Genomic DNA, 20,513 nt, shown 5'->3' on the forward strand with positions numbered 1-20,513 from the left:
GAGTAGGTCTTGGAGCTGACTATGCCCTGAATGATGGTTGGGCTTTAAGGTTTATGGCAACGAGCTTTAGCGAAGATGCAGTGGCATTTAGTATCAACATCATGAAGCGATTTAACGTTAGTGATAGCGCAAAAACTCAGCCAAAGAAAGATCCGATTACCACCCTCTAAGTAATCCTGCTTAACTGCCTGTGCCGGTTGCTCATTTGTAACCGGCCAGGCCATCGCCTCGTTTGACCCTGATTCGTTACGCAAGCGTCTAGCTGTTTTCCGGGAAGCCCGACGGTGGGCGCGCTGTATGGATGCTGTTCATTTGTGCCAGCCTGGGCAGCAGAACAGCCGGGTTATCATCAGAGCAAAAACTGAACATCACGCTGTAATGCCGTGGTGGTGTGCTCGGAATTTCGTCTAAACGAGCAAGCTATTTGTCTCTTCCTGCGTGAGCAATCCCTTCTGGATTTGCTAGTCTCCTGTTATGAGTTAGCTGCTGCGCTTCTAAGGGCATCCTTTTTAAGGTAAGGCGCAAAAGAAAAACTCGTTTTCGACAGTGCGCTTATTTAATAGAAATTGATTTCGCGGCTGTATAAACGGCGTTTGCTTTTATGTAATGCAGATAGCCTGGATCAAGCTTGATAGTCCGTGGTTATTGAAAGCAAGGTGTCGCATTTTGCGTTTATCCCATATTTACCAATTCGGTTAAGGATCATGGAATTCTGCGATGTAGGGAATTTTATCTTTGCTTTTATTGCACTGCATAAATCGTTAATTGAATCGCAGCTTGACGTTAATCGATATAGCGACTTAGAAGTTCTTGTTGGTAAGAAATATGAACTCAGTGATGCAATGAAAATGGTTTTTCCGGGAAAGGAGTTTGGCTCCCTTAACGAAAAAAGAAATGCAATGCTCCGTGCGTCAGACAGTGGAATTTGGCCTCTGGATTATGGCGCTTTGTATTCAGAGGTAATGCTCCCTTTCAGTCAAAGCAACGAAATTGATGCAGCACTGCTAGAGTATGAGGCCGTCTATAAAGAGAGAATTCAGCAGATGACAAATGTGGAGTTTTCTGTACGCAGCGGGAAGTTAATGGAGTTTCGCGCACCGAACGAACAGAGTTGTTCATATAGTACTCTAATTTGCTACGTCATAGAGTCGCACATTTTCTTTCTCGCCAGGCAGGCTTTTTCAACTGCCAGAGTGGATCGCCGTCGAGCCGATTACAGAAATATTCGAACCCTTGTGTTTCCGTCATTTCCTGAAAGGAAGCGAATCTACGATTTTAAAAGTAGCGGAAACAGGTCGGTGGCACTTAGAAGATTTTGTCTGTAAGGCAACTGCTGTGTGAACCTTTTGATCCGACCTGTAACCAGGTATTAGCAATGTTGGAGGTGTACTTATGAGTGTTTTCAAAGACCGTCGTGGCGAACATAGCGGGCAGTATGTCGGGCCGGAAAAGAGAAAGATAAGGGATGCCAGAAACGATGATCAATGGTACCTGAAGGTAGGGTACGTTAAGCATGAGCCTGACTCTGATGGCCGGAAGTCGGCCGAATCAAAGGGTATTGACAAAAATGAGAGAAAGTAGGGGCCTGGACTGCTGGAAGCGCACTGGCGCCGTGACAGGGCTATCGGCAGTAGTTGTGGTTGACCCGTATCAGCCTAAGAACTTAGACTTAGGACTGTGGGTATAACGCAGGCTTCTGTAGTATGATCGCTCGCTCGAAACTCAGGTTTCCCGTCTCTCATTTTCAGTTTATTGAGCGGATGCTCCCGGATATTGGCTATCCAGGGGTGTTCCCCATGCTGCTGAAAGCGTTAAACATAAAGGAAGAGCAGTTCCGCGACCCGGCAACCAGAATTGATGGCGATCAGTTTCTTTTCTTCTTGCGGCAACTAAAGAGCTTTCCGGAGTCACTTCTTCCTGTCCAGACCGTGTTGAAATACTATTCTTGGTCCGGTTTTGGGGTCTTGACACTCGCTGGCATGAGTTCTCTGACCATCAAAGACTCCCTATTGGTTTCCATTGAGCACGCTCATCTGTTTATTCCTTGTGTGGCTATGAGGTTTGAAGAGGGAGATGCTGAGTCCCGCATGATACTCGAGCTGACCACAGATTTTGAGGAAATGGGTCCGGCGATGATAGAGCTCGGGACGTGCTTCATGAAAAGAATGGCCGAAGAATTGGTGGGGCAGCTCCCGCGGCCAACTCTTCATTTTGCGCACGGGTGCTGGCTCAACATGGACGATCGGCGGGCCGAAAAGGTGTACGGGGAGTCTTTTGATTGCGATGTTCGATTTAATAGCAGCTTCTCGGGTGCTTCAGCGCCTAATGAGCTATGGAACCTTCCTTTAAAGAATTCGAACAAACCGACTTTTGAAAAGGCCCTTGCAATATTAAGGGAAGAAGCAGAGTGGCTTTCTCCAACCGAATCAATGTCAGCCAAAGTCCTCAGTGTCATGAGAAATGGAGCTGCCAGTGATATCTATCTCAGCCAGAAGCAATTGGCTTCTGTTCTTAATGTAACAGCACGTACTCTTTCCCGAAAATTGGCTACGGAAAAGACAAGCTTCAAAGACCTGATGAACAAGGTCAGGTTTGAAAGTGCGCAGAAACTACTAAAAAATAGCAGATTGAGTATCAGTCTGATTGCTTTGAAGGTTGGCTATCAAGATAGCAATGCATTTATACGCGCTTTCAAGAATTATACAGGCAAGACGCCCGCCAGTTGGCGGTCTGCCAATAGCTAAACGTAGCGCGGGCTCTCTTCTTGCCCGTGTCAATCTTTCGGCCTTCCTGCTGGTGGTTAGGTCGTCCGTTTGTTGGCTTGCCATTGGAGTTTTCGGGGAGGGATTTCTCGCCGGGCCGATGGTGTAAATGCCCAGTGATCCAACGTCAATGCAACGCAGTTGTAGACAAAATTCTTGCTGTTATGGACAGCTTTCGCCCCCGTCCTCCTCAGGCACACTGAATACAGCTATTCTGGTCCGTAATACCGTATGTGACTATCGTTGATGGTCATGACAGGCGAGCCGCGTCGGCAAGGGGTATTGGTGCCGCTGACGTGGTTATAGACTCTAGTTGAATGCGGAAACCTTTATGTGGCCAGCCTTACTCAAGATAGTCCGTCTGCAGGTCGCCTTTTGCTTGGCGCTGGCGTGCTCCGGGACGCACGCGTTGCAAGCAATGGATGAAGACGAGATGGCGGCTGTTTCCGGTGCAGGCCTGGTCCTAAGTCTTGAGGATTGGCGCTTCCTCGCTTCTCCTGGCAGCTATCTGGAGGTTACCGGGGATCCGCCGCCCGTTGGCAGTACATCCCAGCGCGGTGATGCGCGCTGGTACGGCATCTCCTACTCTGCTGCGTCATCGATATCGACAGCCGACGAGAGCTACGACGGCACAAGTTGTGTTGTGGGGATTGGCTGTCCTATCGGTTCGGCAATTCCGCTGGCCGCTGCAGTGGATAACCCGTTTATTATTCGCGTATTCGATTATGTGAGCGAAGGTACGCGCGATTACTATAACCCGGATGGGTCGATCGTCGACCAGCCTACGGTTTTTGAGTTGCTTGCGCCAACCTCGCACGACAAGTTAAAGGCATCTTTCTGGTCGGAACTGCTGGTGGGTCTTGACGGTGGTTACCATGGTTCGCGAGTCGATACGGGGTTTCAGTTCCTCCAGTCTCGGGTGATCATGGATGAAGTCGAGCTGTACACGTCCATCGACATGAACAATAACCCGGTCACACCAAAGAAATTCGGCACGGTATGGCGCATGTACCAGTATCCCACTCGTCCAGCGTACAGCACGACCTATGGTCCTCTCCCTGGAATTCCTGCTACCTATGGCCTCGGTGGAACCATCGCTGTCAGTGGCGATATGCACTTCTCGGCGCGCCAGAAAGCAGGCAGCGCAAATGCATTGGAAAGCGTACCAAGCTTCACCGAGACCGCAGGGATGTACTTCAAGGGTGTAGATACCGTTCTTCATCTGGGGGTTATGCACTATATGTCGCTGATTCTCGATGATGTGCCGGCCCAGGACGGTAACTTCACAATAGAGTTAACCACACTTCCCGAAGTGCCGGCGCTTTACAACGATTATTACAGTATTTCCCCGGGTGCGGGTCCTGGCGGTCTCGCTGCGGGACTTGGCTACAAGCGAACCAATCGTCCAGAGCGCTACTACGAAACCCATGGCTTCTGGAGAATTGGCGATCAGAATTTTGGAAACAACGGCATCAGCGGTACCGGAGACGGTATTTACTTTATGTCTGAGGAGCCGGGCGGATTTGCTGCTTTTTCCGATCGGCGCAGTGAGGATCAGGACGCATGGGAGCTGTCAGAACTAGGCTTTTTTAATCTTGTCCCGCCGCCTCCGACCCAAAAGAACCCTAACAACCAGAACCTGTCAACGGTTAATCTTGGCGAGGTAAATGTTCAGGGTATCCTGATTCAAAATCTCAAAATTACAACGCTGTCAGGGACGTGATGATGATCCGGTTTCTAGCAGTAGCGATGCTGGTCTTTGCTTCCCTTCCCACCACGGGGCGCCTTTTCGCCATGGATGCCATGTCCGAGGCGGACTTGGCCGACGTCGCTGCCCAACAAGGCATCGCGCTTGATTTATACCTCGGCATCAACGCGGATTCTGATGGCTCTGGGCGACCTGATATGACCGTGCCGGAGGGCCTGCGCCGCCTTGGACTGCGGTTTGAAGGTCGTACCGATGAGTGGCTGACATTGAAAAACTACTACGGTGTGATTGAGGTTTCCAATCTCTTCATCGATGTTGCTGTATCCAGTTCTGGCCCGACAGCCCACGCGGGCGACGGATCACAGTTTGAAGATTCTAATGGCAACGACTTGCGAGACCCGCTGCTGGGCAGCCCCGGCGGTTCAGTCTATAACCTGCCGCTGGTACAGTTCCAGCTTAGTGATCCACTTAGATTGGCGCTAACGATCGAGAGTATCGGCATCGAGTATGGTCCCCAGGGCTACGCGCAGGACAACAGTTTGGTCAATATTGTCGGGGTAAAGGTCGGTCAGGGAAGTGATGGCGCGCTGAACACGTTTCAGCCCGCTTCTATTCGCATGGAGGGCAGGATCGGTGTCTTTGGTTTCTAATATTTCCTCGTGGTTCCGCCCGTTTTTCACAGTTGTCGGGCTGCTGCTTCCGTATGCCGTATTGGCGATGGAGGAGCTCTCCGATAAAGAACTAGCAGAACTCTCAGGCCAGGCTCTGTTCCAGGCGGACTACATCAATGGTGTGGGTCCGGATGGCGTGGCACACAATGAATTCGCATACTATCGTCTCTCCATAGATGCCTTGGTGGAATTCAATATGAATATTGACAAGCTTCAGCTGGGATGCGGGGGCTTTAATGAAGGTATCAAGGCGAACGCCTGTGACATTGATGTGGATTATCTCCGCTTGATGGGCCCGGATGGCCCCGGCAGCTCTAATCCGGTTGCTGGTGCGGACGTCACGGGCGATCCAGTGTTGAGCACCTTTTCGTTGAAGCGGCCCTATGTTGAGTTCGCCGTCAAGAATGATGGCAGCGTGAATCGTGAAATTGTTGGATTTCGCCTGGGCTCGGAGCTTGCTAACGGTGTACTTTCAGCGGGCAGTTTTCGTAATAGTAACTCATGCAACAGTAATCCCGACAATGTTGCCTGTCATACTGGCATCAACACCTTTTCCGGCGACTTGAAGCTGCGGCTGCAAGGCAACGCGAGCGCTACGGTGTGCATCACTCCTTTTTGTTTTGTTCCAATTCCACAAAACTTGGCGATTGATGAAACCACTGATGTACGTGGTTCCCGTATTGATGAACCCGTGTTGATTGCAAAATCAACCGTCATAGACCTTCCGCTGCTTCGGCGGGCTCGGCTGACTGCGGTCCTCAAGGAGGACTTGCGCTTCCTGCATAATATTGACCTTGCCGATACCACTGATTTTGGCCTCTCTTTTCAGCGAGAGCGTGTTTCCTGGCCGACATTCTCTAAAACCGGCGGTTTTAATAACGGTTATCTGTATCCGGCCAACACGGGCTGGTGGTTGGTAGCACCCAACAGCGTCAATATCTCTGGCGTGAGTATTGACGCGGGGACACTCAATATCCTTCAGGCGGGTGTTGGATTAGTCGGAACGGTCCCGTTCAACAACAAGGATATTGGGCAGCGACCAGCGGATAATTGCTGGGGTGCGGCGGTGTTCTGTTGATGGCCAGAATCATGACCTATGTGCTGCTATTATTAGTATCTGCTCTTATTGCTACCCCCAGTTGGGCCTTGACCCCGCTGTCTGACAGCGACTTGTCCGAGCACACAGCCCAGAGTGGTATAGCGATTTCGCTCTCGGCCGGGGTCGGAGAGAATGTCATCACGGCTGATTCCGTTAATGTTGTTTACGATAGTGAAACACCCGCTCTCGAGGCGACCCACCGGATTACTGATGTAGCGCTTTACTCCCATGATGGTGGAGCGTTTAAGATCGATACGCAGATTGATGTCGGGTCCGACAGTGGTGATCCCGGAGTTTCCATATTTCTCGATTGGAGGAACCTGACAAATCCCGCTGAAATCCCGCTTACCGATCAGAGCGCTTGGGCGTCAAGGCGAGATCTCGTGCTTGATTTTGGCGGCGGCGCTGTTTTGCCGGGCAATGCGCTGGGCGTTACATCAAATTCCTGGGGCCGAATGGGTTTGGTGGGCGCGGGATACTTCAGGCTTGTCAATCAAGGCTTGCTGAACATAGCTTACGATGACGCATCCCTCGAGCTTAAAACTATCGGTAACTGGTTCTACTCCCAAGCCGCTGGCACCGCCTTGGCGCCAGAGCTGAGTTTCGGCAACCTGGACTTCAGCTACGCCTTCGTGAAGGGGGCGAATACTAGCCTGGGCTTGGGGACGGTTGGTTTGAGCAGCAATGGATTTGTTGCGACTGCGCCGTACATAGACCTCACACTGAATTTCGATTTGTTGTACAAAGGCTCTCCGTCACGAATCTATGACACCACTGGGCGGGGGGAAATGATCTTGTTCGGTTGGGCCGGCGGAGTTACAGGCATTGATGAAGACGAAGACGGCACTTTCGAGCGAAATGGGGGCGTGACAATATCTGCCGGCGGCTATGGCTATGGTGAGGAGACCATAGCGGGAAGCCAGTTCAACGACTATGACGGCAGCGGTCTTACAGCCCGTAGCCAGGGCCTTAACGTTTTGGCTGAATGGGATTACGACTCCGATTTCGCTTGGTTGCTAGGGCAGGCGGGGGGCAACCGCACCACTATCCGGTTCTTTGACTGGAAGAGGCTGTCGGGCGCCCCACACGATTTCAGAATCCCGCTGATTGTTGATGTCTTTACGCAGGCAAATCCTGCAGCGGGGATTTGCTTTGGCGGTGTACTGCCAGCTTCCGGGAATTTGACTTCTGGGGCATGTGCCGGCGCTGGTGGTGCCTCGGAGAGTCTCGCGTTGGACAGCTCGTCTGCGCTTGGCGTCTTGATTCGTGACGCCGGTTTGCATGCGTACAATTCCCAGGTCGAAGTCATTGATCCAGGTGCGGCCATAGAATCCGAAATATTCAACTGGTCTTTGCTATATACATATGGAAAGCTTGACGCTAACGTCATGCTGTATCCGGAAGGTATTAGTTGGAATGGCTCGGCCTATCAGACTACGACAACTGGCTTGAAAGCGGATGTTCTTGTGACTGCGCAATCACCGGGATATTGGGCCGCTGCGCAAAGTGCGTTTTCCAGCAATGGCAGTGTTCGAGACAACTGGGCTACACATACGCATTTCGGCATCGCTGATACCCTCACCAGCGAGGCTTTCCCAACCCCATCTGGCGGCACTTCATCGGCATACGCTTTCGGATTATTAAATGCTGATTTGATCTGGAAGGCCAACGATCTGTACTTTCGTGTCACAGAGCCTGACGGCGCCTATGCCGACTTTCCAGGCGGTTTGTGGGTGCAGACTTCAGTCGGGTCAAAGTTCGGCTTCAGGGGCGCACTGGGCGCGGGCAGCCTTGACGACTTAAGTCGAACAATTAACATTTCATTGCTGGATGTTAACCTCGATACGGACAACTTCATTTTTGCGTTGAGCCCTGGAAACGCCAGTGCTAATCCCGGTGAAACCTTTATTGCTTTTGACGGTCGGCTGGACTTTTCTGGCGATGCCTACATCTCACTGGCCGAACCATCACAACCGGCTGCAGACCTTAGACTAGGTAATGTTGACGGGACCATCCGTTGGCGCGATGGTCGCATTCAAGTCCTTTCTTCATCGGCAACCGCAGATAACCGTCCGGCATTGGTTATCGCGAACAAGATTGATATCGGTCGTAGTGTCGTTGCCGGGCAGGCTGGTCCTACGGCTGGCACCGATCTTACCGGGACATTTACGTTCAGTGGGGCTCCCTGGCTACACACAGCTATCCCTGGCGGCACATGGGAAAGCAGGATTTCCATCAAGAAGCAGTAAGCTCAGTGTGGCTGCCAAATTTGAATTCCGTGTTGTGAGTTGCTTGCTGCCACCGTCTACCTCTGGTCAAACAGGTTTTTGAATCATAGTGCTATGATTGTTGGCACGATGAGTGTCCGTTTAAGAAAGCATTCTGTCCTTCGCTGCATGCCCCGACGCATACTTTGTCCGCTACCCTCTCTTGCAGTCTAAGTTGAGTTATCAAAAAGGATGAGGACTGGCCAAAAAATAGAGCTCTCGATCAGTGCGGTATAATGCAATGGAGCTGTATTGCATGATCGCAATAATGGGCTTGGAGTTAGTCACTCATCGCTACCTGGAATCTTCACCTTGGACTGTCATGGCCAGGGTATTTATGCTTCAGGAACGTTGCAGATCAGGCTTCCCATTGCTGTGAGAAAAAGTGAGCATTGATTATGAATCAGAGAGATAAGAAGCAAGCTCTTCTTGAAGGTTTAAGTCCTGATACAATGCTGGTATTTTTCGGTCTTTTTGAAATAGAAACTGAAGGCGATAGCATAAAAATAAACGGAAAAGTCCTATCAATAATTGAAAGGATCTTTGAAACACTTTCACTTAAAGGAGCAATCAACGAAAAGCCGCATCTGGTAGATGCGGTTCACTCCAGCTTGGGCGCTACGGCTGCGACTCAATTTGGAGATTTGATCGACAAATATGAGAGATATATCTGGGCGCTTGCTGTAGCCCGATCTTCCGATGATTATGGTTCTACATCCGCAAAAAGCACAATAAGCGATGAAGAGCTTTGCAGGTTTCTGCAGAATTCAATTTTTGGCAATGAAGTAGCCCGCAAGCTGTTTGCCCAGTACTGAAGCATTTGGCGTTAAGGCCAGAGAAGAATGAGATGCGCATCTCTGTAGTGATGTAAGCGGGCACCGGTGGTTCTTTTGAAGCCGGTTTGCGCTGAGTATCATGGTCAGTCCATTAGCAATGGTCATGCCAATGCGGCAACGCGGGCCGCATTGGTTTATCGCTCAGTCGATTAGCCCGTAGTTGCTACGAATTTCAGTCTTGCGCAACTTGCCGGCGCCATCGCGTGGCAGGTCATCGGTAATGATGATTCGGCGTGGCAGTTTGAATCCGTAAAGTCCCTTTGCTTTGCAGAATTCGATCAGCTTGGCTTCATCGTCCTTCGCCACATTGCTGCGCCAGCTGACCACGGCTGCCGGTACTTCGCCGAGATCGCCGGCCGGTATGCCGACTACAGCGGCATCAAGAATGCCGGGGTGTTGTTTGAGTACAAACTCGATCTCATTCGGGTAAATGTTCACCCCGCCGACAATCAGCATTTCCTTGTCGCGGCCAGTAATAAACAGATAACCATCACCATCCAGATAGCCGGCCAGACCATCGTCGTACCAAAGCTCGCCGTCGACCTCGACAAAATGCTTGCGCATTTCCGCTTCTGATTTGCCACCGTACGCTAGTGCATAGACCGCCGGGCTGCGCAGCAGAATCTTGCCGGTCTGGCCTGGCTCGGCCCAGCGCTGCATAGCCGTGTCAAAGACCCGGCAGTCGCCGCCGCGGGGCTTGCCGACACTGTGGTAGCGCTGCGGATGATCAGCGTAGTCCTGCGGCACCAGCACGGTCACCGGGCCGGACTCAGAACTGCCGTAGAACTCATGAAATACATCGTCAGAGTTGCCTTGGCGGCGAAACAGGGCATTGATATCGCGCTTGACGTTGGCCGGGCAGGGCGCCGCACTGCAGATCAGCACGCGCATGCTGGACAGGTTATAGCGGCGCCGCTCGGCCTCTGGCAGTGCCAGCACCCGTTCGAGCATGGTTGGCGCAACAAAGGTCCAGTTGATTCGCTCTTTTTCGATCAGACGCAGGAATTCCTGTGGCGAAAACTTTTCCATGGTCACGATGGTGCCACCGAGGAATATTGGAAAAGCGGCGGCCTGGCCGCCGGCATGATAAAGCGGGCTGCATACCAGTGAGCGCAGATTATGGCTGTGCGGATCACGAATGCGGTCGAGCTGCAGCAGCGCCGGCACCGACAGCAATTGCCAGACCAGTCGCAACAGCGTTGTTTTCCCCGGGGCCAGTCCGCTGGACTGGCGCCGACGCAATTTGCCGCGATCCAGCTCGATAAATTTGGGCGTGCCGGTGGTACCACCGCTGAACAGTTTCGGTGAGAAACCGATCTCGCCATCTGGCAGACTGGTGCCAGCGCCGGCCAATGCCGCATCCAGCGTCGGCAACCCATCACTGTTGTCACCGGCCACCAGAATCAGCGGCAGAGAGTTGCGTAATGCCGGTTCGATCTTGCCCAGAAACAGATCGCTAACCAGTAGTGCCCGGGCACCGGAAAGGCGGATGCAGGCGGCAGTTTCAGTGTCGTTAAGATGCCAGTTGATCAGTGGCATCTTCATGCCGAGCAGGGTGGTTGCGGCCATCGCTTCGAACCAGAGTGCATTGTTGCCGGTTAACAATGCCATGCTGTCGCCGGCGCCGAGGCCATGGTCGTGCAGCACATTGGCAAGGCGCACGGCGCGATCGGCGAACTCGGCGAAGCTGACGCGCTCGTCACCGGCAATAACCGCTTCGCGCTGGCCATACTGTTGCCACAGCGACAGCAGGGTGTGGCGGCTGATCTGAATCGGCTTGCCGCGTAGCAGCGCCGGTAGCAGCGCCCGCAACAGTCGGCCGGCGCCGAGTTGCCGGGCCGGAGCCAAGGCTCCGCGCAGAGGCATTACAACGGCTTTCATGACAGCTTCCTCAGTGAGCTGTCCCATTGTGGCGGCCGTGGTGGCGGTTCACTAATGCCGGCCCGGGCGCGCAAGTGCACCGCCAGCATTTCACACCAGAGCTTGAGATATCGATCAAATAAATTGCGATCCGCAACAATGTGCAGGTCCTCCGCCATGCCGCGCAGCAGCCACTGGGTCAGCATCATCATCTCGCGGACGTTGGCCTGATCACGTATCGGTTCCAGATAGTGATCGGCGGCATTGCCGAGGGTGAAATAGCCAGCGGTCCAGACTTTCTGCAGGATAGCTGCCAGCTCGGCATCGCGCTGACTGGCCACCAGCAGCTCATGCAGTGCGATATGCTCGGGCCGGTTGAAAACATTCTTCCAGGCGCTGTAGATCAGGTCGTGCAGACGGTCTTCCGAGCCCTGCAGCTTTGCCACCGCCTTGCCCATCTGGATGTAGACCCGGCGAATCAGTTGCTCCGCTGCGGCGGCAATCAACGCGCTCTTGCTGGGAAAGTGGTGTAGTGGAGCGCCGCGCGACACCCCGGCGACTTCGATGATGCGGCTGACCGTGGTGCCGCTGTAGCCATCTGTTTGCAGGCATTCCAGCGTCGCATCAAGGATACGCTGGCGCATGGATTCGCTGCGCTCGGCCTGGGTGCGCCGGGGCTTTGGTGCGTCAGTATGTGGCTTGGACACGGACATCGGTCTTTTGCGGCCTTCTCGGGTGACAGGGTTTGCCAGAGGTGAGCGGAAATGTCACCTAAGCGGGCGTTTCCGGCATTGACCTCGGCGCGGCCTTCATTAAACATGCTGAACGTCCGTATTGTAAATGGCCTGTGATCAGGCCACTCCCCTTAACCCGTTACACAGGAAGTTTTTCCATGGCAGATGTCCACGTCCCCAAGCCGGTTAACCCGATGATGCCGCGCACCCTGTTCAATGAGGATCATGAGGCGTTTCGTGCTACTGCGCGCCGCTTCTTTGAGACCGAGATCGCGCCGCACCACGAAAAGTGGGAAGAGCAGCAGCATCTTGATCGGAGTCTCTGGAACAAAGCGGGCGAGCTGGGCTTGCTGTGTCCAACCATGCCAGAGGAATACGGTGGCTCCGCTGTGGACCGCCTTTTCAGCATGATCATGATGGAAGAGCAGGCGCGCGTCGGCGATTCCGCTAGCGGTTTTTCCCTGCACTCAGACATTGTTGCCAACTACATTCTTAACTTTGGCAACGAAGCTCAGAAGCAGAATTGGCTGCCGAAAATGGCCAGTGGTGAAGCCGTCACCGCCATTGCCATGACTGAGCCAGGTACCGGTTCAGATCTGCAGAGCATCAAGACCACGGCAAAAAAAGACGGTGATGATTATATTGTTAACGGGTCGAAGATTTTTATCACCAATGGCTACCTTTGCGATATGGCAGTTGTAGCAGTGCGCACCGGTGATTCTGGCAAGGGTGCTCAGGATGTTTCCCTGTTGATCATCGAGGCTGATCGCCCTGGATTCACCAAGGGTAAGCCACTGAAGAAAGTGGGCATGAAGGGTCAGGATACTTGCGAGCTGTTTTTTGACAACGTCCGGGTGCCGCAATCCAATCTGCTCGGCATGGAAGGTATGGGCTTTATCATGTTGATGAAGGAGCTGGCTTGGGAGCGGATGATGATTGCCATTATCTGTGTTTCCGGTGCTGAGCATGCACTAGCCACCACGGTTGAGTACGTTAAAGACCGCCAGGTTTTCGGCAAGCCGGTTTCGGCTTATCAAAATACCCGATTCAAGCTTGCTGAAATGCGCTCCGAGATCCAGATCGCCCGCGTTTATGTGGATAAGTGCATGGAGCTGGTGCTGGAAAACAAATTGACTCCGGAAGCGGCCTGCGCCGCTAAGTACTGGGTCTCTGATCTGCTTAGCAAGGTTGTCGATGAGTGCGTTCAGCTGCACGGTGGTTACGGCTATATGCTCGAGTATCCGATTGCTCGCGCCTATATCGATAATCGCGCCAACCGGATCTACGGCGGCACCAATGAAATCATGAAAGAGTTGATTTCCCGCGGTATCTGATCATGGAAATAAACGGCCCTTCGGGGCCGTTTTGTTATCTGAAACAGGGAGAAGAATAATGAGCAAGCTGCGTTTTGATGGTCGTGTCGCGATCGTGACCGGGGCCGGTGGTGGCCTGGGTCGTTCCCATGCTCTGCTGCTTGGCAGTCTGGGCGCCAAAGTGGTAGTCAATGACCTTGGCGGTACCGCTACCGGTGGTGGCAAATCCTCGGCAGCAGCAGATAAGGTGGTGGAAGAAATCAAGGCGCTCGGCGGTGAAGCCGTGGCTAACTATGACTCCGTCGAGCATGGTGAGAGCATTGTCAAGAGCGCACTTGATGCCTTCGGTACCGTAGATATCGTTATTAACAACGCCGGTATTCTGCGAGACGTTAGCTTTGCCAAGATGACCCAGGCTGACTGGGACCTGATTTTGAAAGTGCATCTGACCGGGTCCATGAGCGTCAGTCATGCTGCCTGGCCGATCATGCGCGAGAAGGGCTATGGTCGAATCATTATGACCACTTCCGCGGCAGGCATTTATGGAAATTTTGGCCAAGCCAACTACTGTGCTGCCAAACTGGGTATTGCTGGACTTGCCAATTGTCTTGCCGAAGAAGGTCGCGGCAAGAATATCTTTGTTAACACCATTGCCCCCATTGCTGCCTCACGTCTGACCGAAACAGTGATGCCGCCGGAGCTGCTCAAGCACCTGAACCCGGATGCGGTCAGCCCACTGGTGGCATGGTTGAGCCATGAAAGCTGTCAGGAAACCAAAGGCGTTTTTGAAGTTGGCGCGGGCTATATCGCCAAGCTGCGCTGGGAGCGGGCGCAGGGCAATGTGTTTGCGCTGGGTAAAAAATTCAGCATTGACGATGTTGCTTCTCGCTGGTCAAAGATAACGGACTTCACTGATGCCGAGCACCCGACCAGTATCAACGAATCCTTTATGCCGATTCTCAACAACATCAATAACCCGAGCCTGGGTGGTAATGAGTTTATTGATCTGGACGTGGCCAGCAAGGCGAAGCTGGAACTGGAATCTGAGTACGATGAGAATGATCTGGCGCTGTATGCGTTGAGTGTCGGTGCCGCGCGCGATCCTATGGACAAGGATGAGCTTAAGTTTGTCTATGAGTTAGGTGGCGATTTTCAGGCGCTGCCGACCTTTGGTGTGATGCCCCAGATCGGCGCTATGCTGAAGGCTGCGAAAGAAGGAAAGTTCGCCCTGCCGGGCATGAACTTCGGCTTTGACCGATTGTTGCACGGCGAGCAGCTCACCGAGATTCGCCGGCCGCTGCCGCGCAATGCAAAGCTGAAGCATATCTTCCGTTTCAAGGAAGCATTTGATAAAGATCCGAATGCGGTGGTCACCTTTGCCATTTCCACTGTTGATGAAAACGGCGATGAGATTGCCTATAACGAGATGACTTCCTTTGTGAAAGGCGCTGGTGGCTGGGGTGGCGATCGCGGCCCGAGTGCGGATATCAATGTGCCGCCGGAGCGTGCCCCGGATGCGGTGATCGAAGAAAAGACCGACGCCAATCAGACCCTGTTGTATCGCCTGTGTGGGGACTGGAATCCGCTGCATGCAGATCCGGCTTTTGCCAAGGCATTCGGCTATGACCGGCCGATCCTGCATGGCCTGTGCACCTACGGCTATGCCGGCCGCCACGTAATCAAGGCATTCTGCAATAACGATGGCCGGCTGATGAAGAGCATCAAGGTGCGCTTTGCTAAAAGCGTGTTCCCCGGCGAAACCCTGGTGACGAAGATGTGGAAGGAGTCTGACGACCGCATCATTCTGGAAACCCGGGTGAAGGAACGCGACGAAGTGGTGCTGAAGAACGCAGCAGTGGAGCTGTATCGCGAAGTGCCGAAGGTTGAGGTCAAGCCGAAGGCCGCAGCACCGGCAGAAACTTCTGCCACCGCCGATACCTCGGTCACCCTGGAAGATGTGTTCTCGGCGATTGCCAGCTATGTGGCAGCAACGCCGGCACTGGTGGACAAGGCCAAGACCTCGTTCCAGTTCAACTTCAGCAATCCGGATAAGAGTTTCTTTATTGATCTGAAATCTGCTCCTGGCAGCGCCGGCGCTGGTAGCGTTGACAAGGCGGATGTGACCCTGGAGCTGGACACCAGGCATGTGCAGACCCTGTTTGGCGGTGATCTCGCAGCGGTGCAGAAGTTGTACTTTGGTGGCGAGCTGAAGATCGGCGGTAATGTGATGGCCTCGAACAAGCTGTCCGTGCTGCAGGGCATGGATCCGAAGCTGGTGGAAGAAGCCCGGGCCAAACGTGTTGCCGCAGGCGGTTCCAGCTCAGCATCTTCGGCATCGGCGCCGGCTGCTTCGCAGGAGCCGACGCTTGATGATGTGTTCAACGGCATATCGGCCTATATCGCCGCCAAACCGGAACTGGTCGGGAAAACCAGTACCGTGTTCCAGTTCGTTTTCCATAACCCGGAGCAAAGTTTCTTTATCGACCTGAAAAATGGCAATGGTTCTGCCGGCAGTGGCATGGCTGACAAGCCCGATGTGACGCTGGAACTGGATAGCGCTCTGGTCAAAGTGTTGTTTGGCGGTGATGTGGCGGAAGTGCAGAAGCTCTACTTCAGCGGCCAGCTGAAAGTGCACGGCAATATCATGGCCTCAAACAAGCTGTCGGTATTGCAGGGCATGGATCCGAAACTGGTCGACCAGGCCCGTGACAAACGTCTTGCCTCCGGTGCAACGAAAGCAGCGGCGCCGGCAGCCAAAGCGGCGCCGAAACAGGCACGTGCGGCAGAGTCCATGGCGGCACTGGAGCAGAAGCTGGCCAAAGCCACGGGGCTTTCTGGCGCGGTTCACTTCCGGGTGCGTGATCCGGACGGGGACTGGGTGATGGATTTCAGTGTCACGCCGCCGAAGCTGTCAACCGGCAAGGCGGACAGTGCCGCTGCCACGGTCACTGTTGGCGACAGCCAGCTGGCTGACTGGGTCGATGGCAAGCATGGTTTGCGCGAGCTGTATCAGAAGGGTGATGTGCGTGTCGATGGTAACGTCACGCTGGTTCGCCAGATTGAAGATGCACTGTGAAGTGCTGACACAGACAACAGGAGAACGAAGATGAAACGTCGAGTGAATGTAATCGGTGTCGGCATGACCAAGTTCGCCAAACCTGGCGCCAGTGATGATTACCATGTTATGGCAGCGGAGGCGGGAAAGAAGGCATTGGCGGATGCCGGGATAGATTATAACGAGGTCGAGCAGGCATTCTGTGGTTATGTCTATGGCGATTCCACCTGTGGTCAGCGTGCAGTATATGAGCTGGGGCTGACCGGCATTCCGGTGGTTAATGTTAATAATAATTGCTCTACGGGATCGTCAGCGTTATTTCTTGCCCGTCAGGCTATTGAGGGCGGCTTGGCCGAATGCGTTATCGCAGTCGGCTTTGAAAAAATGGAACGGGGCGCCCTTGGCTCCAAGTTCAATGATCGCGAAAACCCTATGGGCCAGCATGCCCAGCTGATGATCACTGAGCAGGGCTTCACCCAGGCACCACCGGCAGCACAGATGTTTGGTGGCGCCGGTCGTGAGTATCGCTGGCAGCATGGCACCAAGCGGGAAACCTTTGGGAAAATTGCGGAGAAGGCGCGCAAACATGCCGCCAATAATCCCTATGCACTGTTCAATCAGGTTTTGTCCTTGGAAGAGATCATGGCATCCGAGGAGGTGTTTGATCCGTTGACCCGGTTCCAGTGTTGCCCACCGACCTGCGGTGCTGGTGCTGCGATTCTCTGTTCGGATGAATTCGCGAAAAAGCACGGTATCAACAATCCGGTGTATATCGCAGCGCAGGCCATGACCACCGACTTCGCCAGCAGCTTCGAGGAGAAGTCGCTGATCAAGATGGTCGGCTATGATATGACCAAGGCGGCAGCGAAAAAGGTTTACGAGGAGGCCGGTATCGGCGCCGAGGACGTTGATGTGGTTGAGCTGCATGACTGCTTTACCGCCAATGAACTGCTCACCTATGAAGGTCTTGGCCTGTGTCCTGAGGGTGGCGCCGAGAAGTTTATTTGGGATGCTGACAACACCTACGGTGGCAAGGTGGTGACCAACCCGTCTGGCGGCCTGTTGTCGAAAGGCCATCCGCTTGGCGCCACTGGGCTAGCCCAGTGCACCGAGCTGGTCTGGCAGTTGCGCGGTCAGGCGGACAAGCGTCAGGTGGAGAATGCGCGGATTGCGCTGCAGCATAACCTTGGTCTGGGTGGTGCCTGCGTGGTCACCCTTTATCGTCGCGACTGATTCGGTACGATGATGTCACACTTATAACAACAGGGGTCGGGGGGAATATGAAGGCGTTCAACGGCAAGACGGCGGTGGTCACCGGTGCAGCCTCTGGTATGGGCCGGGCGCTAACCCAAAAGTTACTGTCATTCGGTGCCCATGTGGTCGCCACTGATGTGAATGATGACGGCCTCAAGGCCTTGGTTTCTGGCCACTCTGGTAATGGCAAGCTGACCACACAGCAACTGGATGTCACCAATCAGGTAGCCTTTACTGCGCTGATTCACGATGTTGCAGCAAAGGGTTCGCTGGACTACCTGTTCAACAATGCCGGCATCGCCATCACGGGCGAGTTGAAAGACAACGTGCAATCTGATTGGCAGCGTACCATCGATATTAACCAGATGGGTGTGCTGTATGGCACGTTGGCTGCCTATGAGGTAATGCGAGCGCAGGGCTTTGGTCATATCGTGAATACGGCCTCAATCGCCGGTCTGATGCCGGCCCCGATGTTGGCGCTTTACGCCATGACCAAACATGCGGTGGTGGGCCTTAGCCTGTCACTGCGTGAGGAAGCCAAGGTATATGGTGTACGTGTTAGTGCGGTTTGCCCCGGTATCGTCGAAACCAATATTGTTGGTGTTGAGCAGATGCAGAAGCTGAAACTGGGCAACGACAGCCCGTTCGATTTTATTCGCAAAAGAACGCCAGTCAGACCTATCTCTCCGGATCAGGCGGCGCAGGCCATACTTGCCGGTGTTGTAAAGAATCTTCCTGAAATTATCTTTCCGTTACACGGTAAGTTGTCTGTATCCACATTCCATAATGCCCGGCGAGTTTGGGAGCTGGCGGTGGCCCCCGGCCTTAAAATTATGCGTGGTAAATAAACGAGTCATGACTTCCTCGAATCAGCCGTGGTGGCTGGCCCTGCCGGTGGACTATCACCGCCGCCCAGTAGATACGCCGCTCGATCGCCAGCACCGCTTCAAGGTGGGCGCTTCAGCAGCAGTGGATCATGTGCTCAAGAATGGTCTGGCTGCTGGAGTACTTGCGGCGATGGCCAATAACCTGCGCAAACGCCCTTTGGCAGAGCAGATTGGTGAAATGGGTTTTTATCGTGACCTGGCAGATCGCGGTGATCCATCGCAGGTATTTATGCCGCCCACCGATCAGGTGGCAGTGCGTATCAGTCGACCGAAAAAGCCAGTGCCTGGTATCGACAGCCGAACACTGCGCTTTGATAGCACCTTTGAGGCGCTCAACCCGGCATTGCGAGATCGAGTTGCCAGCCATGGTAAAAATCGAATTGCCGAAGCCCGTCACTGGACCCATCCAGGGGGCCCAAGGCCGACGCTGGTTTTTCTACATGGCTACTCTATGGATGCCTACTGGATTAACAGTGCCATGTTCTCACTGCGCTGGTTCTATGACCAAGGCTGGGATGTTCTGCTGTATACCTTGCCTTTTCATGGCAGCCGGCGCGAGCGCTTCGAACCGTTTAGCGGATTTGGCTATTTCAGCCACGGCTTTGCCGAGACCAACGAAACCATGCTCCAGGCGATCCATGAGGTGCGTACTTTTATGCGTTACCTTCGTGAGTTGGGAGTACCGAGCATCGGTATCAGTGGGTTGAGTCTGGGCGGTTATCTTTCTGCCTTGATGGCTGCGGTGGAAAAAGATCTTGCGTTTGCCATGCCCAATGCAGCAGTGGTCTCGCCGACTGACATGCTGATGGAGTGGGCGCCACTTCGTGAAGCCTTTCAACGCATGTTACCGAAGGCTGGTCTTGATCTCACCGATATCAGGCATGCCACGGCAATACACTGCCCGTTAACCTGGCAGCCGCAGGTGCCGGCGGACAGGCTGCTGATTATTGCTGGTGCAGGCGATCGTTTTACCGCGCCACGCTATCAGCAGCTGCTGCATGAACACTGGCCGGGTAGTGATTTGCACTGGTTTCCCGGCAATCACGTTATGCATCTGCAGCAAAGAGACTATCTGCAGCTGATGCGTACACTGATGCGCAGATCCCTGAGTAAGCTATCGTGACGGACATCCCCATGGAGCGTCAGATTGGCGATGCTGTTCAGCCACAGCGACGAATGAAATCGACATACTTGGGCAAATCTTCGCGCGCTTCCTTGAGGAACGGCAGCATGATCGGCCAGACATGGAATAGTCCGTCGCGCTCGAGCCACTCTACCTTAAGGCCAGCCTTCTCTGCCTGATTACGTACCGAAACCGCATCGCTATACAACACTTCATCGGTGGCGACGCTGATAAACATGGGCGGCAGGCCGCTGTAATCAGCACGCCCCGGGGAGGCGTAGGGATGAATACGATCTTTCCTGTTTGGCACATAGATTTCGGTAACGGCATGAATCATATCAGCGGATAGCATGGCGTCACTGTCGCTATTGCGCTGCACACTTTCGCCATCAGCAAGAGCGTTGGACCCTGGTGAGAACAACACCGCACAACGAGGCGCCGGCAGGCCTTGATCTCGTATGGCGATCAGCAGAGCAAGAGATAAACCACCGCCGGCGGAATCACCACTGACCACGATGTTGGCTGGATCATGGCCTTCATCGAGGAGGAAGCGATAACCCTCGATCATCCGGTTCACCGCTGCTGGGAACGGTGCTTCCGGGGCAAATGGATAGCGTGGTAGGTAGACGGCGGCATTCAACTCTTTGGCCAGCCGTCCGGCCAGATTGTGATAGGTGCGGGTGACACCAGCGATGTAGGCGCCGCCGTGAATATAGAAAACAGTCATGAGCGGCGTTTTCACAGTGACCAGATCACCCTCGAAGCCCTGCGTTTGCAGAGTTCTGCAGCGCACACCCCGCGGCAATATGGTTACTGTCGGGGTGTGATTGAAGTGGCTGCGCAGGTGGCGAACCAGCTGATCATGATCAAGGCCATCGCGTTTGATGGTGCGGCGGGCAAACATTTTGATAATACGGGCGGTAACACTCGGCATATCTCAATCC

The 20,513-nt window shown here is 53.8% G+C and carries 15 protein-coding genes; 12 read left to right on the plus strand and 3 right to left on the minus strand.

Annotated features, from left to right (window positions below; genetic code table 11):
- Positions 1–638 precede the first annotated feature (638 nt).
- The 7 genes from J1C54_RS09595 to J1C54_RS09625 all read left to right on the plus strand — a co-directional run bounded on the left by J1C54_RS09595 (position 639) and on the right by J1C54_RS09625 (position 9,322).
- Positions 639–1,325 (plus strand): hypothetical protein, encoded by a 687-nt coding sequence (locus J1C54_RS09595; protein ID WP_229146864.1) that lies wholly within the window; start codon positions 639–641, stop codon positions 1,323–1,325.
- 378 nt (positions 1,326–1,703) lie between these two features.
- Complete coding sequence (locus J1C54_RS09600; protein ID WP_229146867.1) at positions 1,704–2,744, plus strand: AraC family transcriptional regulator; 1,041 nt, start codon at positions 1,704–1,706, stop codon at positions 2,742–2,744.
- A gap of 331 nt (positions 2,745–3,075) precedes the next feature.
- Complete coding sequence (locus tag J1C54_RS09605; RefSeq protein ID WP_229146869.1) at positions 3,076–4,485, plus strand: hypothetical protein; 1,410 nt, start codon at positions 3,076–3,078, stop codon at positions 4,483–4,485.
- Complete coding sequence (locus J1C54_RS09610; protein ID WP_229146872.1) at positions 4,485–5,120, plus strand: hypothetical protein; 636 nt, start codon at positions 4,485–4,487, stop codon at positions 5,118–5,120. Before J1C54_RS09605 ends, J1C54_RS09610 begins: the two co-directional genes overlap by 1 nt.
- Positions 5,110–6,219: a hypothetical protein gene (locus tag J1C54_RS09615; RefSeq protein ID WP_229146873.1), complete on the plus strand. Its 1,110-nt coding sequence runs from the start codon at positions 5,110–5,112 to the stop codon at positions 6,217–6,219. The genes J1C54_RS09610 and J1C54_RS09615 overlap by 11 nt, the downstream gene beginning before the upstream one ends.
- Positions 6,219–8,489: a hypothetical protein gene (locus J1C54_RS09620; protein ID WP_229146874.1), complete on the plus strand. Its 2,271-nt coding sequence runs from the start codon at positions 6,219–6,221 to the stop codon at positions 8,487–8,489. Before J1C54_RS09615 ends, J1C54_RS09620 begins: the two co-directional genes overlap by 1 nt.
- A 416-nt stretch (positions 8,490–8,905) precedes the next feature.
- The gene (locus tag J1C54_RS09625) at positions 8,906–9,322 is read left to right on the plus strand and encodes a hypothetical protein (protein WP_229146875.1); all 417 of its coding nucleotides are present in this window, start codon (positions 8,906–8,908) and stop codon (positions 9,320–9,322) included.
- A 162-nt stretch (positions 9,323–9,484) separates the two neighbouring features.
- On the opposite strand, the gene J1C54_RS09630 is transcribed toward J1C54_RS09625, so the two are convergent.
- Both J1C54_RS09630 and J1C54_RS09635 read right to left on the minus strand, forming a co-directional pair.
- Entirely contained in the window at positions 9,485–11,224 is a 1,740-nt protein-coding gene (locus J1C54_RS09630; RefSeq protein ID WP_229146876.1) for an AMP-binding protein, read from the minus strand.
- Positions 11,221–11,910: a TetR/AcrR family transcriptional regulator gene (locus J1C54_RS09635; RefSeq protein WP_229146877.1), complete on the minus strand. Its 690-nt coding sequence runs from the start codon at positions 11,908–11,910 to the stop codon at positions 11,221–11,223. The genes J1C54_RS09630 and J1C54_RS09635 overlap by 4 nt, the downstream gene beginning before the upstream one ends.
- 185 nt (positions 11,911–12,095) lie before the next feature.
- Here J1C54_RS09635 and J1C54_RS09640 point away from each other — a divergent pair, with 185 nt between their 5' ends.
- The 5 genes from J1C54_RS09640 to J1C54_RS09660 are packed head-to-tail and all read left to right on the plus strand — an operon-like array spanning position 12,096 to position 19,569.
- Positions 12,096–13,271 carry an acyl-CoA dehydrogenase family protein gene (locus tag J1C54_RS09640; protein ID WP_370635641.1) on the plus strand — a complete coding sequence of 392 codons (1,176 nt, stop codon included), beginning with the start codon at positions 12,096–12,098 and terminating at the stop codon, positions 13,269–13,271.
- Between the two features lie 58 nt (positions 13,272–13,329).
- On the plus strand, positions 13,330–16,326 hold the full coding sequence (locus J1C54_RS09645) for an SDR family NAD(P)-dependent oxidoreductase (RefSeq protein WP_229146879.1): 2,997 nt from the start codon (positions 13,330–13,332) through the stop codon (positions 16,324–16,326).
- A 30-nt stretch (positions 16,327–16,356) separates the two neighbouring features.
- Entirely contained in the window at positions 16,357–17,538 is a 1,182-nt protein-coding gene (locus tag J1C54_RS09650) for a lipid-transfer protein (RefSeq protein WP_229146882.1), read from the plus strand.
- Between the two features lie 47 nt (positions 17,539–17,585).
- Positions 17,586–18,407, plus strand: coding sequence for an SDR family oxidoreductase (locus J1C54_RS09655; protein ID WP_229146885.1), 822 nt, complete (start codon positions 17,586–17,588; stop codon positions 18,405–18,407).
- 7 nt (positions 18,408–18,414) lie between these two features.
- On the plus strand, positions 18,415–19,569 hold the full coding sequence (locus tag J1C54_RS09660) for an alpha/beta hydrolase (RefSeq protein ID WP_229146888.1): 1,155 nt from the start codon (positions 18,415–18,417) through the stop codon (positions 19,567–19,569).
- A gap of 37 nt (positions 19,570–19,606) precedes the next feature.
- On the opposite strand, the gene J1C54_RS09665 is transcribed toward J1C54_RS09660, so the two are convergent.
- Positions 19,607–20,503 carry an alpha/beta hydrolase gene (locus J1C54_RS09665; RefSeq protein ID WP_229146890.1) on the minus strand — a complete coding sequence of 299 codons (897 nt, stop codon included), beginning with the start codon at positions 20,501–20,503 and terminating at the stop codon, positions 19,607–19,609.
- Positions 20,504–20,513 lie beyond the last annotated feature (10 nt).

Origin of the sequence: Alcanivorax sp. 1008 (assembly GCF_020667895.1) — a bacterium.
Taxonomy (GTDB): domain Bacteria; phylum Pseudomonadota; class Gammaproteobacteria; order Pseudomonadales; family Alcanivoracaceae; genus PGZG01.

Excerpts from the sequence above, each read along its gene's own strand:
- J1C54_RS09600 (WP_229146867.1), top strand. The coding sequence starts at position 1,704 with ATGATCGCTCGCTCGAAACTCAGGTTTCCCGTCTCTCATTTTCAGTTT.
- J1C54_RS09610 (WP_229146872.1), top strand. The coding sequence starts at position 4,485 with ATGATGATCCGGTTTCTAGCAGTAGCGATGCTGGTCTTTGCTTCCCTT.
- J1C54_RS09620 (WP_229146874.1), top strand. The coding sequence starts at position 6,219 with ATGGCCAGAATCATGACCTATGTGCTGCTATTATTAGTATCTGCTCTT.
- J1C54_RS09625 (WP_229146875.1), top strand. The coding sequence starts at position 8,906 with ATGAATCAGAGAGATAAGAAGCAAGCTCTTCTTGAAGGTTTAAGTCCT.
- J1C54_RS09630 (WP_229146876.1), bottom strand. The coding sequence starts at position 11,224 with ATGAAAGCCGTTGTAATGCCTCTGCGCGGAGCCTTGGCTCCGGCCCGG.
- J1C54_RS09640 (WP_370635641.1), top strand. The coding sequence starts at position 12,096 with ATGGCAGATGTCCACGTCCCCAAGCCGGTTAACCCGATGATGCCGCGC.
- J1C54_RS09645 (WP_229146879.1), top strand. The coding sequence starts at position 13,330 with ATGAGCAAGCTGCGTTTTGATGGTCGTGTCGCGATCGTGACCGGGGCC.
- J1C54_RS09650 (WP_229146882.1), top strand. The coding sequence starts at position 16,357 with ATGAAACGTCGAGTGAATGTAATCGGTGTCGGCATGACCAAGTTCGCC.
- J1C54_RS09655 (WP_229146885.1), top strand. The coding sequence starts at position 17,586 with ATGAAGGCGTTCAACGGCAAGACGGCGGTGGTCACCGGTGCAGCCTCT.
- J1C54_RS09660 (WP_229146888.1), top strand. The coding sequence starts at position 18,415 with ATGACTTCCTCGAATCAGCCGTGGTGGCTGGCCCTGCCGGTGGACTAT.
- J1C54_RS09665 (WP_229146890.1), bottom strand. The coding sequence starts at position 20,503 with ATGCCGAGTGTTACCGCCCGTATTATCAAAATGTTTGCCCGCCGCACC.